Source organism: Sphingobium olei (assembly GCF_042678845.1).
Classification (GTDB): domain Bacteria; phylum Pseudomonadota; class Alphaproteobacteria; order Sphingomonadales; family Sphingomonadaceae; genus Sphingobium; species Sphingobium olei.
The window spans coordinates 19,173-33,048 of the sequence record NZ_JBHTLS010000134.1 but is presented as its reverse complement, the minus strand read 5'-3'; the positions used below and the strand labels follow the sequence as shown (position 1 = coordinate 33,048).

Genomic DNA, 13,876 nt, shown 5'->3' with positions numbered 1-13,876 from the left:
TTTGCTGTTGGCAAAGCGCTTGCAGTCCGGTTATCAGGCCCTCGAACCACGCCGGGGGGAAGGCGGGGCGGCCATGTCCGGCGACCCATTTTCCTTGATAATCAGCGCCGGTAACGGCATGCGGTGTGCCAGGGAAGTCTTGCAAGGGTAGAGGTGCATGGCGAGCGTAGAGCATTCTGACGGTCACGATCTATCCGGCGAAGAAGGTGTGCGTCGCCGCGATTTCATCAATATCGCTGCGGTCAGCTTCGCCGGGGTTGGCGCGGTTGCGGTCGTCCTGCCGCTGATCGATCAGATGAACCCCAGCGCCGACGTACTGGCGCTCGCCTCGACCGAGGTCGACCTGTCGGCGATCCAGCCGGGGCAGGCGGTCAAGACCACCTTCCGTTCGCAGCCGCTGTTCGTGCGGCACCTGACCGACAAGGAAATTGCCGAAGCCGACAAGGTCGATCCTTCCACGCTGCGCGATCCGCAGACGCTGGAAGAGCGCACCGTCGATGGCAAGAAGCAGTGGCTGATCACCATGGGCGTGTGCACGCATCTGGGCTGCGTGCCTCTCGGTGCTGGCGAAGGCGAGAATCGCGGCGAGTTCGGCGGCTATTTCTGCCCCTGCCACGGTTCGTCCTACGACACCGCCGCGCGCATCCGCAAAGGCCCCGCGCCCAAGAATCTGGAAGTTCCGAAGTTCAGCTTCACTTCCGACACCGCCATTCTCGTAGGCTGAGGTAAGAAACGATGAGCTTTCCCTGGGCTGAGCATTACACTCCCAAGCACCCGCTGACCCAGTGGGTGGACGAGAAGCTGCCGCTTCCCCGCCTCGTCTACAACGCGATCGGCGCGGGCTATCCCGTGCCGCGCAACCTCAACTATTTCTGGAATTTCGGCGTGCTGGCCGGCCTCGCTCTGGTCATCCAGATCGTCACCGGCGTGATCATGGCGATGCATTATGGCGCCAATGATCTGGTCGCCTTCGGCACGGTCGAGCAGACGATGCGTGACGTGAACGCCGGCTGGCTAATGCGCTATGCCCACGCCAACGGCGCGAGCTTCTTCTTCATCGTCGTCTATCTCCACATCTTCCGCGGCCTGTTCTACGGATCGTACAAGGCGCCGCGCGAGATGGTGTGGCTGCTGGGCCTCGTCATTTTCCTGCTGATGATGGCGACGGCCTTCATGGGCTATGTGCTGCCATGGGGCCAGATGAGCTATTGGGGCGCGAAGGTCATTACCGGCCTGTTCGGTGCGATCCCGGTGGTGGGCGAGCCGATCCAGACCTGGCTGCTGGGCGGCTTCGCGCCCGGCAACGCATCCTTGAACCGCTTCTTCTCGCTGCACTTCCTACTGCCCTTCGTGATCGCGGGGGTCATCATCCTGCACATCTGGGCGCTGCATATTCCGGGATCGTCGAACCCGACCGGCGTCGAGGTGAAGGGGCCGCAGGATACGGTGCCGTTCCACCCCTATTATACGGCAAAGGACGGGTTCGGGGTCGGCATATTCCTGATCCTCTTCGCGATCATGCTGTTCTTCGCGCCCAATTATCTGGGCCACCCGGACAATTATATAGAGGCGAACCCGCTCTCGACGCCCGCGCACATCGTGCCGGAATGGTATTTCTGGCCCTTCTATGCGATCCTGCGCGCCTTTACCGTGGACTTCTTCTTCGTGCCGGCGAAGCTGCTGGGCGTGCTGGCGATGTTCGCGTCGATCCTGCTGCTCTTCTTCCTGCCCTGGCTCGACACGTCGCCGGTGCGGTCGGGCAACTACCGGCCGACCTTCAAGAAGTTCTTCTGGATCCTCATCCTCGACGTGCTGATCCTGGGCTATTGCGGCGGCGCGCCGGCGGAAGAACCCTATGTGATGATCTCACAGGTCGCGGCGGCCTATTATTTCGCGCACTTCCTCATCGTCCTGCCGCTGATCGCGCGCTTCGAAAAGCCGCTGCCGCTGCCGGGATCGATCACGGAATCGGTGCTTAATCGCTACAACATAAAAGGCGAACAGGATGCGCTGCCCGGCATGGGCGCCGATCCGCAGCCTTCGAACGCCGGTTAAGGGGGACAGCTTCAATGGTTCGCATCGGCGCATTTCTTGTCGGTCTCTTCTTCGCGGGCTGGCTGCTGATCTCCTTCCTGGTCGGGGCTGTGGCTTATGTCAGCGAGCCGCCGCAGCCCACGGTGGAACATGAATTCCACCTTCAGCCCAAGCATGTCTCCTTCTCCTTCGACGGCCCGTTCGGCAAATATGATCGCCGCCAGTTGCAGCGCGGCTTTCAGGTGTTCAAGGAGGTCTGCTCGGCCTGCCACAGCCTGAAGTTCGTGGCCTTCCGCGATCTGCAGGCGCTCGGCTATAACGAGGCCGAAGTGAAGGCGATCGCCAAGCAGTGGGCCATCAAGACGCCCGACGTCGATCCCAAGACGGGTGAGATGTCGACGCGCGATCCGGTTCCGGCCGATCATTTCCCCAAGCCCTTCGCGAACAATGTCGCGGCGGCTGCGGCGAACAACAATGCCATCCCGCCTGACCTGTCGCTGATGACAAAGGCCCGCCACCATGGCAGCGCCTATGTCTATTCGCTGATCACCGGCTATCAGCAGCAGCCTGCCGAACTGCTGAAGGAGTTTCCGGACGCCAAGACGCCCGAGGGGCTGCATTACAACCCCTATTTCGCCAACCTGAACCTGGCCATGGCACCGCCGCTGACGGCCGAAGGGCAGGTTAGCTATGGCGACGGCACCAAGGCGACGGTCGATCAGATGGCGCAGGATGTGGCCGCGTTCCTGACCTGGACCGCTGAGCCGAAGCTGGAGAACCGCCGCCGGGCGGGCGTCGCCAGCATCATCTTCCTGCTGATCGCCACCGCGCTTGCCTATATGGCCTACCAGAATATCTGGGCGGACAAGAAAAAGGCCGCCTGAGCGCTGTTAGGAAAAGGAGGAAGGGCGCGGCTTCCTTGAGGGGGCTGCGCCCTTTCTCTATGGAGGCGGCATGAGCATCCATCTGGCCGACCTGGTCCGCACTATCCCCGACTTCCCGAAAGCAGGGATTCAATTCCGCGACATCACGACCCTGCTGGCCGATGGCGAGGGATTCCGGACGCTGATCGATGAACTGGCGGCCATCGCCCGCCCTCTCGACCCCGACCTTGTTGTCGGCATAGAGGCGCGCGGCTTCATTCTGGGCGCGGCGATCGCGCTTGCCATCGGCAAGGGCTTCGTCCCCGTCCGCAAGGCGGGCAAGCTGCCGGGGGTGACCGTCGGCATCGATTATGTCCTGGAATATGGCACGGACCGCCTGGAACTGCATCGCGGGCAAGTGCCGAATGGTAGCCGCGTCATTCTGGTCGATGACCTTATCGCGACGGGCGGTACGGCGATAGCTGCGGCGCAACTGCTGAGGGAGCAGGGCGCCGATGTGTTAATGGCGCTGTTCGCGATCGATTTGCCCGACCTTGGCGGTCGCGCCGCGCTGGAAGCGGAAGGAGTCGCGGCGCGCGCGATCCTGACCTTCGACGGGCATTGATCGGCCTCAGTGGTGACTGCAGAGGGCTTGCTGCTGCCGGACCAGATACCAACAAATAGCGTTCAGCTTAGCTTTGCCAGTCGTTTAGCGCGGGCTCCAGCTGGTCCACCGCCGCCGCCAGCCTCTCGTCGATCAGGCCCAGCAATTCCATCCAGCTGTGGATGTGATCCAACTCTCCCGGTCCGTCGGACACGCCACGAAGCCCCATGAGCGGCACGTCGAAGCGGGCGCTGGCGCGAGCCACAGCGAACGTTTCCATGTCGACCATGTCGGCATCGATGGCGGCATAGTCGTCGCCGCCTACGACGTTGGCGCCAGTGGAAAGCCGGGCGAGCGGCAGCGCAAGGGGGGTGACGAGGGGCACGTCCGCCGGATGATCGATGAAAGGCGTCACACCCTTGGCAAAGCCAAGCCGCGACGCGTCCATGTCGCGCCACGATACGCTGGCGATCTGGAAAATGTCCCCCAGCGGGCAGATCCTGGACCCCGCCGACCCCAGGCATAGGACGAGGTCCGGCAAGGCATGCTGACGCGCAAGATCCTGCAACGCCATGCCGGTTGCCAATGCAGCTTCGATGGGCCCTACGCCGGTCAGCAAAGGAGAAAAACGGGCGCGCAGGTGCGGGCCATATTCCGCCTCGACCGCCATGACGAACAGTACGCGCCTGCCGCCGATCGATTCGCATCCAAAAGACATCGGACGTCCTCCTGACCCGCGGCTTAGGAAGGTTGGCTGGGCGCAGCAAGATTGCGTTTTGATATCCGGACGTGAGACTGAACTGGGGGAGGTATCATTGCACGACACGCCCGTAAACCCGAATGGCGATGCTCAACCTGGCGGCGGCTCGATGTTGCCGTTCAATGATCGCGCTGACGGGGCGCGTGCCGGTCGAGTGCCTGCGCGGCGCGCCGCACATCCTGTACATTGGCCGACACGCTGCGAGGCGTAAGGTAAAGGGCCTCGTACCGGCCGAGGCTCTTGCGCTTCCGAACATCGTAGGCGGTCAGGAAGGCGTCCGCCCAAGGCTGGAAGCCCGGTCCGACGACGATCCAGCCGGACCGGCGGTGAGACGCGGCGCTCCGTTGGATATAGTCAAGGATCATCGCACCGGGCAGGGGCTCGAAATTCGCGATATTGTTGACGCTCGTCCAGGCCGTGCCGCCAGGCGTACGCGGTATGACCCTGCGCTCGTCGAACAGCATCACCGCGCCCGCATGACGGCCACGAAGATAGTCCAGCGCCGCGACGGCATCCGGCGACAGAATGGCACTATCGCCGCGTGCCGCCGACAGGCGGGACAGCATCCGATCCGGCCCTGCCACCAGCCCCGCCTTGGCCAGCCCTTCCCGCCATGGGGCGTAGTTGAAGGTCGCCACGAACGCGACCATCGCTGCGAGCGCCGTGTGGACGAATCCCCTGACGAAGGCCTGGGCGGTGGCGGGGAGACGCTCTACACCGGCCAGAGTCGCCAGCAGCACGGGAACCAGCAGCGGGAAAAGATTGAGGATATTATTGTCGTGACTGCGGCTGAGATAATAGATTCCGGCGGCAACGAACCCCGACAGGCAGGCATAGAAGGACCGCGATGCAGGCGATAGACCTTGCCGCGCCAGTACCAGCAAGGCGAGCGCAATCGACGCCAGCGCGATCCAGATCGTGCCCAAGGGCTTGATCGGCCGCATGCCCGGCGGGTGTTGGATATATGCGAAGAAGTCCGCCGGCATGATGCTTCCGTCCGACAGCAGCCAGAGAAGGAGCACAAGAGCACCGATGCCAGCAGCCAGGGCGATGGTGCCACGCGCCGCGCCGCGTAACAGGGTAAGCAAGGCTGCGCGCCCATCATCGGCAGCTGTCGCGTCGCGGAGCGCCAGATAGGGCCACCAGATGACGGTTGCGAAAAAGGCGGCTTCCGGCGACCAGAAGAGGTCGACCAGCCAGATCGCATGGCCGATCCAGTCGCGTCGCGCCTGCCGCTGTTCGGCCAGCAATATGTGAAACAGCAGCGCAGAGATGGTCAGGAACCGCAGGCCGGCAACCGCCGGCGTTATGACGGGGCCGGCGAATTGAATCGGGAAACCCGTCCAGATGAAGCTGGCGCAGAACAGGGCCAGCAGCGCCAGCCAGCGCACGCCAAGAGGCGCGCGGGCGCTCAGGATGATCGCGCAGCCGGCCAGGGTGGCGAAGTAGAGTGCATTCGCGACGGTGGCCGTGTAGAAAAGGCCGCGCCAGCAATCCGTGCCGCAGCTGGCCAGCAAAAGCGTCGTTGGCCCAAGCCCATATTGGATGGGGAAGTCGCGATAGGGCACGCCGCCGCCGCGCCATGCCTCAACCGGCGCGAGAAGGGCGCTCCAGTGGTGCCAGGCTGTATAGAGCGGATCAGGGGACTCGAACGGCACCGTGACCAATCCTGCGCACAGGCCAATCAGCAGGCATGCCAGCATGGCCAGGGGCAGGCTGGGCTGGCGGTTGCTGGGCGTCGAAAGGCGCTTCCAGCGCGGCAGAGACCCGGCGGCGAGCGCCAGCATGGCAAAAATAATGGCCGGACCTGTGCCGACCTGAAAGGTGGTCCACCACCAGATGACGGTGGCAAACAGCAACGCCGCCGTCACGCCGCCCAGCAGAGCGGCCGCTCCCAGTCCGGCAAGCGGCAGCAGCAGGAACGCGCCGAGCCCTGGCAGATCCTGCCGGGCGATCGTCAGGACAAGCGCGCCGCCGAGCAGCAGGGTGCAGAGCAGGCGCCCCGTCAGCCGGTCCGGCCCGACGCACAGCGACGCATAGGGTGTCAGCAGCACGGCAAGGAGGAGAGCAGCGTAGACGGCGAGGATCGTGAGGGAGGATGTCATTGGCGATCCAGCCTTTCCATGGCGACGTTCTTGACCACCGGCCACGCTCGATCCCAGCAGCGTGCTGGCTGCGTGGCGGGCACCCGTTCGGCTGGATCGATCCTGATCGCAAACGCAGCGCGCGCGGCGAAGTAGGAGGCGTGCGGCACGACAAATCCGGTCTGGCGGTCCCATGCGCCGGCAAGCGAACAGCGCGGCACGGGGGAAGGCCCAAGCCGCAGTGCGCGCGCCGCTTCCGCGGTGCCAGTTACCGCCCCAAGAGCCACAACGACAATAAACCAAGCTTTGCCCGGCCAATATGTCCGCTCATTTCCCCATTGGACAAAGGCAATGGCGACCAGTGCCAGCGGCATGATGGACGCGCGCATCTGAAAATCGTTGCTGAGGCCGATGCCCCAGAGCGGCATGAGGAAAAGGCAAGCACCGGCGATCAGGATCGTCGCACGGTCGCCGGCACCGGCCCGGTCACGCAACAAAGGGACAAGGAAGGGCAGGACTTCCAGCAGGATGAACAGGCCGTAGACCACAGTCGGGGGACGCACGCCGGAGCCGACAGACGCGGCATCCGCGGACAGATAAAGGAGTGCCGGAATAGCCAGCAGCATCGCTGTCGCGCACAGCAGAACATCGAGCCAGCCCCAGCCTCTGGTCCGAAGGACAACAACAGCAGCGTACAGGGCGAAGGGCAGGGCGCCCATCACCGCCAGGGGGGACCAGATCGCCACCAGCGGCAGCATGGCTCCAAACAGGCCGATGGGCACAATGCCCTTACGCCAGAGCATATAGGCGAGGGCCAGCGTCCAGCCGGCCAGGCAGTGCTGAGGCACCCAGAACATCTGCGTGATGTGGGCGCTATATTGATACGCCCCGGCCCAACGTTCGATATGGTCCCAGTCGGCCCACCCTACGACCCGCTGATGGATGATGCTGCCGACCATGTCGAGGCCGCTGAACATCACGAATGTGACAAGCGCGATCAGCCGTGCCCGGCGCGACGGGAAAAGGGCGGAGCCGATGGCGAAAATCAGCGCGAAAGCCAGGCTGTTATGGGCCAGCAGCGCCCAGTCGCGGCCCGCCTGGCTTGCGCCGCCCAGCAGCGCGGGCACCAGATACATGCCGACCGGCGCACGCAGCATCTGCGACTTGCCATCGAGCCAATAGTCGAACGGCCATCGATGGTTGCCCATGTCCGCCAGCACGGCATCGCGGACCTGCCAGTCGGCGGTGGCGTAGAAGAGGCGACCTTCGCCACCCAAGATCAGCAGGAAGGCGGCGACAAGGAGGCAGACGAGGACCGTGGGCGTGCCGACCTCAATCTCGCCCGGCACTGCCGCGCAGATGAGGAAGGCGAGCGCCGCGGGCGCGGCGAGGGCCAGCGCCCCGACCAGCAGCGGCGGCAGGCCGAGCAGCCCGAGCAGCAATATATTGTCGAGCGCCAACAGCCCGACGAGCGTTGCCACCAGCGCCCGCACGCTTAGCGACGCCGGAACAATGCGCCGGCGCGTGGCGCGGCCTGATATGAGCGGCGCGTCCTGAAGTGCAGCAGACACGGTCAATGACCGGGATGATCTGGGTGCGTCAAGCAGCCTCCGCCTCCAGCCTGCGCTGAAGCGCGTGGACCGGATTTTCTTGTGTCTCAGGGCCCATGTTGATTCGCTCGCGCTCCACCACCAGCGGGCGCTTGCGGACCTGGGCGTGGATGGAGGTCACATATTCGCCCAATATGCCCATGAAGGCGAGTTGGACGCCCGACAGGAAGAAGAGAGCAACGATCAGCGTCATGATACCGCGCGGGGCGAGGTCAGGCCGCGCGATGTACAAGCCGACGGACGCGATGGCGTACAGCATGCACAGCGCCGCCATGGTCACGCCAGCGAAGGTGCATAGCCGCATCGGCGCGTTCGTGAAGCTGAAGATGCCGTTCAGCGCCTGATCGACGAGGCGGGGCAGATTATTCTTGGATAGGCCCGAGCGCCGCGCCGCCCAGGTGTAGGGTACGATGGCGCGCCGGAAGCCGACTGATGCGATGATGCCGCGGATATAGGGATAATGGTCGTCATGGCTGACGACCGCGTCCCAGACTTTACGGTCGAGAAGCTGGAATTCGCCCACGTTGAGCGGGATGTCGATATCGCTGAGGGAGCGGACGGTGCGGTAGAAGATCGCCCGGCAAGTGCGCAGCGCGAGGCTTTCCTGGCGGTTCACCCGGGCGCCGGCGACCACTTCCACACCGCTTTCCCACAGCTTCACGAATTCGGGAATCATCTCCGCCGGGTCTTGCAGATCGGCCGGCAGGAAGACGACCACCGCGTCGCCGGTGGCGGCGCGCAGCGCATTGAAATTGGAGCGGAAGGGGCCGTAGTTGCGGGCGTTCAGGATGACCTTCATCGATGGGTCGCTTGCGGCTAGCGCGCGAAGAATGTCCTGCGTGCCGTCGCTGCTGTCATTGTCCGCGAAGATATGTTCGCGGGCGTAGCTTTCCAGCGGCCCGCCGGGCGCGAACAGGGCTGCGACCGCGTCGCGGCAGGCCTCCACATTGTCCGCTTCGTTGAAGCAGGGCGTCACGATGGAAATGGTCTTCATGAGGTCTGCTCCGGCGAGGCCGCGAACACGAAGCGGCGCATGACGAGGAAGGTGAGGGCGAAGACCGGCAGGATGACCGCCTGCGCCAGAAGGGGAGAGAGGGCAGCCCGCATGCCCAGGTCGAGCAGGGCCATGTTCAGGCCAAGTATGGCGGCGTATACGAGCAGGAAGCGCGGCAATCTGCGCGGGTCGCGCGAACGGAAGACAGTGCCGATCGTCAGGAAATTGAAGAGGACGCCCGATACGGTGCTGACCACCACGGCAGCATGAGGCAAGACGCCCACCAGGACGAGTCCGCTGAACACGGCGTAGCCAAACAGTGTGTTGATACCGCCCGCTATCAGAAAGCCGATGAAGCGAGGATCGAGGGCGCGCATCGTCATGCCGCCAGCCTCATGGCATCGACCACTGTGACGAGACCGTCCTCGATGGCGATCCGTGGCGTCCAGCCGGTGGCGGCGCAAAGCCGGCCGCAGTCCCCTTCCAGATGCATGATCTGGTTGGGTCCGAAAGGAATGTCGCCGAATCTAAGCTCCAGGGTCGGACAGGCAAGGTCGCGAATTTGCTCGACGATCGCGCGCACCGATACGGCACGTCCACTTGAAAGGTTGAAAACCCCATGCGCGTTGTCCGTCACGGCGGCAGCCAATATCCCCGTCGCGCAGTCTGTGATGTGCAGATAGTCCCACTTCTGGGTGCCGGCGCTGGTGCGCGGCGCGCGTCCGGCCAGAATTTGCGCGGCGACCGACGGGATCAGCCAGTTTGGATTGTCGCCGGGACCATAGGGGGAAAAGAGCCTGAGCCAGGCAAAGCCCATTCCCGCCTCGCCCGCACGCTGGCGCGTCAGATGGTAGGCGGACAGTTTGGCGGCGCCATAAAGAAGGAAGGGTTCGGTGGCGGCGCTTTCGTCGATGCGACGGTCGTGGCGTCCATATTCGGCCTGGCTGCCGATGCCGATGAAGCGGCGCGCGCCCGTCGCGATGGCTGCGTCGAGCAGGGCGACGGTCGTGCGGATGTTGTCGAGCTGGATATTGCCCGCGCGAGTTGGGCCGCCGACTCCCTCCCAGGCGGAGTGGATGACGATATCGGGCCGTGCCTGCGCCAGGGCAGCGCGCACTGTTTCGTCCTGCGACAGGTCGGCGACAGCAACGGCGCACCGTCCGCTTAGTGCCACGGCGCGCGGCGAAGCGGGATTACGGGCCATGATGGTGACCTGATGCCCCTGCCGCGCCGCGAGATCGGCAACGGCGGCTCCGACAAAGCCGCCTGCGCCCGTGACAAGGATGCGGCTCATGCCGGTGCCATGGCGAGGAAATCCTCGGCTTGAGCGTGGGTGGCCGCCCGCTTGTCGGCGGCGCGATACCAGTCGGCGGTGAGTTGCAGGGCGCGGCCGAGGGTCAGGCGAGGACGCCAACCCAGCGCTTCTGCCGCGGCGGACGAATCGAGCGTCAGCATGGCGGCCTCGTGCGGGTGCTCCCCAGGCTGTGCCGTCCATTGTTGCGTCACGTCCCAGTGTCCGGCGAGCAGATCGACGACATCGCGGACGCTTGCCATGTCGCTGGCTGCCGGGCCGAAATTCCAACCTTGCGCGAAGCGGTTTGGATCGGCGGCGAGCGCCTCGGCAAGCAGCAGGTAGCCGGTGAGAGGTTCAAGCACATGCTGCCAGGGGCGAACGGCGTCGGGGTTGCGGATTTCGAGCGTGCGTCCAGCGGAGAAAGCGCGGATGGCGTCGGGTACGAGCCGATCCGCCGACCAGTCGCCGCCGCCGATGACATTGCCCGCGCGCGCCGTTGCAAGGCCGACGCCCTGGCCCCCGAGGAAACTGTCGCGCCAGCAGGCGCTGACCAATTCGGCGCAGGCCTTGCTGTTGGAATAGGGATCATGCCCGCCAAGCGGCGCGTCTTCGCGGTAGCCCTGGGTGCGGCCGTCATTGGCGTAGCATTTGTCGGTCGTGACAGAGACGATTGTGCGTACGGACCCCACCTTGCGGCAGGCTTCCAGAACATGCGCCGTACCCATCACGTTGGTGCGATAGGTGCCGAGCGGGTTGGCATAAGAGGCGCGAACCAGCGGCTGGGCGGCAAGATGCAGGACGATCTCCGGCTGTGCCTTGGCGAAGATCGCCTCGACCGCAGCGGCATCGCCGATATCGGCGACATGATGGTCGCAAAGCGTTGCGCCATCGATAAGGTCGAACATAGACGGCGTCGTGTCCGGCGGCAGCGCAAGCCCCGTCGTGAGCGCGCCCAGCGCGTCAAGCAGCATGAGCAGCCAGCTGCCCTTGAACCCGGTATGGCCGGTCACCAGCACGCGCCGTCCGGCCCAGAAGGCGGGATCGGGCGTGAGCGCAAGCGCGCCCTGGCGCTTTAGTGCCAGGTTTTCCATGGAGCCTCGTCCCGTTCCCACATGCCTTCGAGCATCTGCCGGTCGCGCAGCGTATCCATGGGCTGCCAGAAACCGTCATGAAAGAAGGAGCGCAACTCGTCGTCGGATGCGAGCGCTTCCAGAGGCTCGCGTTCCCACACGCAAGCATCGCTGTTGGCGAGATAATTGCGGATGGAGCGGTTGAGGACAAAGAAGCCGCCGTTGATCCAGCCGCCTTCCTCCACCGGCTTTTCGGCAAAGGCGGCGACACGGTTCCCGTCAAGATCGAGTTGCCCGTACCGACTGGCGGGGCGCACCGCCGTCACGGTCGCCTTGCGGCCATGGCTGCGGTGGAAGTCGATGGCCGCGCCGACATCGAGATCGCTGACCCCGTCACCGTAGGTCAGGCAAAAATCCTCGTCGTCGCCCAGATACTGCATCGCCTGGCGCAGGCGGCCACCCGTCATCGTTTCAGCGCCGGTGTCGATCAGCGAGACCTTCCAGTCCTCGCAGGCATTGCGATGGACATCCGTCGTGCCGCGCCGCAGGTCGATCGTGACGTCCGACATATGCAGCGCGTAGTTGAAGAAATATTCCTTGATCATGTAGCCCTTGTAGCCAAGGCACACGATGAACTCGTCGACGCCATGTTGGGCATAGATCTTCATGATATGCCAAAGGATCGGCTTGCCGCCGATCTCCACCATGGGCTTGGGCCGGACCGAGGTTTCCTCGGCGAGGCGGGTGCCGAGGCCCCCTGCAAGGATGATCGCTTTCATAGGCGTCATGCTATGAACAGGCGTGGTAAAGAAGCCGTTAAAGGGTGAGGCCCCCGATGCGGTTGAGCGTGGATTGCCCGGCGACCATGTCGCAAACCTCCGATGACAGGGCGATCGGCTGGATACAGGCGGCCGCCGGGGTGCCCGCAACGGCTTCGGTAAGCCAGGAGCCGAAGCCGCCGTCGGCCAGATGATCCTCCAGCGTCGTCACCCGTGCGTGACGTGCAACTTGTCCGGGCTGCTGAATTTTTGCCGCCATGCTCCACAGCGGGAGTGACCAGACGGGTCTGCCCTCCGCGCGCGCGATGGCAGCGCCCAGCGCCGCGCCCGTGGAGAGGAGGATATCGTCGCCACCGCCTTCGCGCACCGGCACCCACTGGCCCGGCGCGACGTCTGGGATGCTGTCATGGAAGCGCGGCTCTCCGGCTTTCCCCAGCCGGAGATAAGAGGGGCCGGGATTATCGACCAGCCAGCGCAGGCAGGCGCGCGTTTCCAGGGGATCGCCGGGCGCCGCGATCACCATGTTGGGCATCGCCCGCATCAGCGCATAGTCCTGCACCGCATGGTGCGAGTAGCCGAGCGCGCCATAAGCCACACCGCCGCCCACGGCGACGACCGTCACCGGCAATCTGTGATGATCGACGTCGTTGCGAATCTGCTCGGCGCACCGGAAGGTCGGGAAATTGGCGATGGAGTAGGTGAAGACATGATAGCCCTCGCTCGCCATGCCCGCGGCGAGGCCCGTCATATTCTGTTCGGCAACGCCCGCATTGATGAAGCGGTCCGGGAAGCAGTCCGCGAACTCCTCGATCACGCTATAGCCCAGATCGCCAACGATCAGGGCGATATTGTCGCGGGCTTCCGCGAGCGTAGTCAGTTCCTCGATGAAGGCGTTACGCATTGCCGCATGCTCCTTCGATCTCCGCGAGAGCGGCGTCCAGCAGCTCGGGCGTGGGGTTGCGGTAATGCCACTCGACCTTGTTCTCCATGAAGCTGACGCCCTTGCCCTTGATGGTGTGGGCGATCAGCATCATCGGCTTGCCCGCTTCCCATGGGGACCCTTCAAGCAGTTTGGTCAGGGCCTCATGATCATGGCCGTCGACCTCCCGCACCGCCCAACCGAAGGCTTCGAATTTGGAATGCAGTGGTTCCAGCCGCAGCGTCTCGTCCACGCTCTTGAGGCTTTGCAGCTTGTTATAGTCGATGATGCAGACAAGGTTATCGAGGCCGTGGTGCGCGGCGAACAGTGCGGCTTCCCAATTGCTTCCTTCGCCCCACTCGCCGTCGCTGGTCAGGACGACCGTGCGCCAGCTTTCGCCACGAAGTTTGGCCGCCATCGCTTTGCCGGTGCCGAAGGGGAGGCCATGGCCCAGCGCACCGGTCGAAAATTCGGCACCCGGCACCTTGTGGCTAATATGGGCCATCAGCATCGATCCGTCCGCGCCATAGGTTTCGAGCAACGACCCGTCGATGAACCCGGTTTCCGCGAGCGCCGCATAGATGGCGACGCAGGCGTGTCCTTTGGACAGGATGAAGCGGTCGCGCTCGGGATGTCGGGGGGCTGCGGGGCTGACCCTAAGCGCGCGGCCGTAAAGGACCGCGACGATGTCGGCGATCGACAGCGCCGATCCGATATGGGATGCCTTCGCCCGCGTGACCATGCGCAGAGCCTGACCCCGGATGCGCTGGGCCAGGGAGCGCGTGTCGTGCAGGCCGGCCGCGATGATTGGCGTTTCTTTCATGCCCCCAAACTCGGCCGATATGGTTAAGATTTATTCAACCAA

14 protein-coding genes are annotated in these 13,876 nt (G+C 64.4%); 4 read left to right on the top strand and 10 right to left on the bottom strand.

Translation table 11 applies throughout. From position 1 onward, the window contains the following. Window positions 1-157 precede the first annotated feature (157 nt). From petA to ACFQ24_RS17995, 4 genes are all read left to right on the top strand, one after another. Window positions 158-724, top strand: coding sequence for a ubiquinol-cytochrome c reductase iron-sulfur subunit (gene petA, locus ACFQ24_RS18010; protein ID WP_380913755.1), 567 nt, complete (start codon window positions 158-160; stop codon window positions 722-724). 11 nt (window positions 725-735) lie between these two features. After that, a complete protein-coding gene (locus ACFQ24_RS18005) occupies window positions 736-2,055 on the top strand; it encodes a cytochrome b (RefSeq protein WP_380913753.1) in 1,320 nt (439 codons plus the stop codon). Window positions 2,056-2,069: 14 nt separating this feature from the next. After that, complete coding sequence (locus ACFQ24_RS18000; RefSeq protein ID WP_380913751.1) at window positions 2,070-2,918, top strand: cytochrome c1; 849 nt, start codon at window positions 2,070-2,072, stop codon at window positions 2,916-2,918. A gap of 70 nt (window positions 2,919-2,988) precedes the next feature. Continuing rightward, on the top strand, window positions 2,989-3,522 hold the full coding sequence (locus ACFQ24_RS17995; RefSeq protein WP_380913749.1) for an adenine phosphoribosyltransferase: 534 nt from the start codon (window positions 2,989-2,991) through the stop codon (window positions 3,520-3,522). Window positions 3,523-3,589: 67 nt separating this feature from the next. Here ACFQ24_RS17995 and ACFQ24_RS17990 read toward each other — a convergent pair whose 3' ends face one another. The 10 genes from ACFQ24_RS17990 to ACFQ24_RS17945 all read right to left on the bottom strand — a co-directional run bounded on the left by ACFQ24_RS17990 (window position 3,590) and on the right by ACFQ24_RS17945 (window position 13,834). After that, window positions 3,590-4,219, bottom strand: coding sequence for a 5'-methylthioadenosine/S-adenosylhomocysteine nucleosidase (locus ACFQ24_RS17990; RefSeq protein WP_380913747.1), 630 nt, complete (start codon window positions 4,217-4,219; stop codon window positions 3,590-3,592). 161 nt (window positions 4,220-4,380) lie between these two features. Further along, window positions 4,381-6,366 carry a hypothetical protein gene (locus ACFQ24_RS17985; protein ID WP_380913745.1) on the bottom strand — a complete coding sequence of 662 codons (1,986 nt, stop codon included), beginning with the start codon at window positions 6,364-6,366 and terminating at the stop codon, window positions 4,381-4,383. Then, window positions 6,363-7,826 carry a hypothetical protein gene (locus ACFQ24_RS17980; protein WP_380913743.1) on the bottom strand — a complete coding sequence of 488 codons (1,464 nt, stop codon included), beginning with the start codon at window positions 7,824-7,826 and terminating at the stop codon, window positions 6,363-6,365. The genes ACFQ24_RS17985 and ACFQ24_RS17980 overlap by 4 nt, the downstream gene beginning before the upstream one ends. Window positions 7,827-7,944: 118 nt before the next feature. Then, on the bottom strand, window positions 7,945-8,949 hold the full coding sequence (locus tag ACFQ24_RS17975; RefSeq protein WP_380913741.1) for a glycosyltransferase family 2 protein: 1,005 nt from the start codon (window positions 8,947-8,949) through the stop codon (window positions 7,945-7,947). Continuing rightward, entirely contained in the window at window positions 8,946-9,332 is a 387-nt protein-coding gene (locus ACFQ24_RS17970) for a GtrA family protein (protein ID WP_380913739.1), read from the bottom strand. The genes ACFQ24_RS17975 and ACFQ24_RS17970 overlap by 4 nt, the downstream gene beginning before the upstream one ends. Further along, a complete protein-coding gene (locus tag ACFQ24_RS17965) occupies window positions 9,329-10,243 on the bottom strand; it encodes an NAD-dependent epimerase/dehydratase family protein (protein WP_380913738.1) in 915 nt (304 codons plus the stop codon). The genes ACFQ24_RS17970 and ACFQ24_RS17965 overlap by 4 nt, the downstream gene beginning before the upstream one ends. Then, window positions 10,240-11,334 carry a CDP-glucose 4,6-dehydratase gene (gene rfbG, locus ACFQ24_RS17960; protein WP_380913736.1) on the bottom strand — a complete coding sequence of 365 codons (1,095 nt, stop codon included), beginning with the start codon at window positions 11,332-11,334 and terminating at the stop codon, window positions 10,240-10,242. Before rfbG ends, ACFQ24_RS17965 begins: the two co-directional genes overlap by 4 nt. Next, window positions 11,316-12,092 (bottom strand): glucose-1-phosphate cytidylyltransferase, encoded by a 777-nt coding sequence (gene rfbF, locus ACFQ24_RS17955; RefSeq protein ID WP_380913734.1) that lies wholly within the window; start codon window positions 12,090-12,092, stop codon window positions 11,316-11,318. Before rfbF ends, rfbG begins: the two co-directional genes overlap by 19 nt. A 37-nt stretch (window positions 12,093-12,129) precedes the next feature. After that, window positions 12,130-12,993, bottom strand: a complete 864-nt coding sequence (locus ACFQ24_RS17950) for a transketolase family protein (RefSeq protein WP_380913732.1) — start codon at window positions 12,991-12,993, stop codon at window positions 12,130-12,132. Continuing rightward, window positions 12,986-13,834, bottom strand: coding sequence for a transketolase (locus tag ACFQ24_RS17945; RefSeq protein WP_380913730.1), 849 nt, complete (start codon window positions 13,832-13,834; stop codon window positions 12,986-12,988). Before ACFQ24_RS17945 ends, ACFQ24_RS17950 begins: the two co-directional genes overlap by 8 nt. Between the last annotated feature and the right edge of the window lie 42 nt (window positions 13,835-13,876).

Coding starts and splice junctions, on each gene's coding strand:
- petA (WP_380913755.1), top strand. CDS start 158: ATGGCGAGCGTAGAGCATTCTGACGGTCACGATCTATCCGGCGAAGAA.
- ACFQ24_RS18005 (WP_380913753.1), top strand. CDS start 736: ATGAGCTTTCCCTGGGCTGAGCATTACACTCCCAAGCACCCGCTGACC.
- ACFQ24_RS18000 (WP_380913751.1), top strand. CDS start 2,070: ATGGTTCGCATCGGCGCATTTCTTGTCGGTCTCTTCTTCGCGGGCTGG.
- ACFQ24_RS17995 (WP_380913749.1), top strand. CDS start 2,989: ATGAGCATCCATCTGGCCGACCTGGTCCGCACTATCCCCGACTTCCCG.
- ACFQ24_RS17990 (WP_380913747.1), bottom strand. CDS start 4,219: ATGTCTTTTGGATGCGAATCGATCGGCGGCAGGCGCGTACTGTTCGTC.
- ACFQ24_RS17985 (WP_380913745.1), bottom strand. CDS start 6,366: ATGACATCCTCCCTCACGATCCTCGCCGTCTACGCTGCTCTCCTCCTT.
- ACFQ24_RS17975 (WP_380913741.1), bottom strand. CDS start 8,949: ATGAAGACCATTTCCATCGTGACGCCCTGCTTCAACGAAGCGGACAAT.
- ACFQ24_RS17970 (WP_380913739.1), bottom strand. CDS start 9,332: ATGACGATGCGCGCCCTCGATCCTCGCTTCATCGGCTTTCTGATAGCG.
- ACFQ24_RS17965 (WP_380913738.1), bottom strand. CDS start 10,243: ATGAGCCGCATCCTTGTCACGGGCGCAGGCGGCTTTGTCGGAGCCGCC.
- rfbG (WP_380913736.1), bottom strand. CDS start 11,334: ATGGAAAACCTGGCACTAAAGCGCCAGGGCGCGCTTGCGCTCACGCCC.
- rfbF (WP_380913734.1), bottom strand. CDS start 12,092: ATGAAAGCGATCATCCTTGCAGGGGGCCTCGGCACCCGCCTCGCCGAG.
- ACFQ24_RS17950 (WP_380913732.1), bottom strand. CDS start 12,993: ATGCGTAACGCCTTCATCGAGGAACTGACTACGCTCGCGGAAGCCCGC.
- ACFQ24_RS17945 (WP_380913730.1), bottom strand. CDS start 13,834: ATGAAAGAAACGCCAATCATCGCGGCCGGCCTGCACGACACGCGCTCC.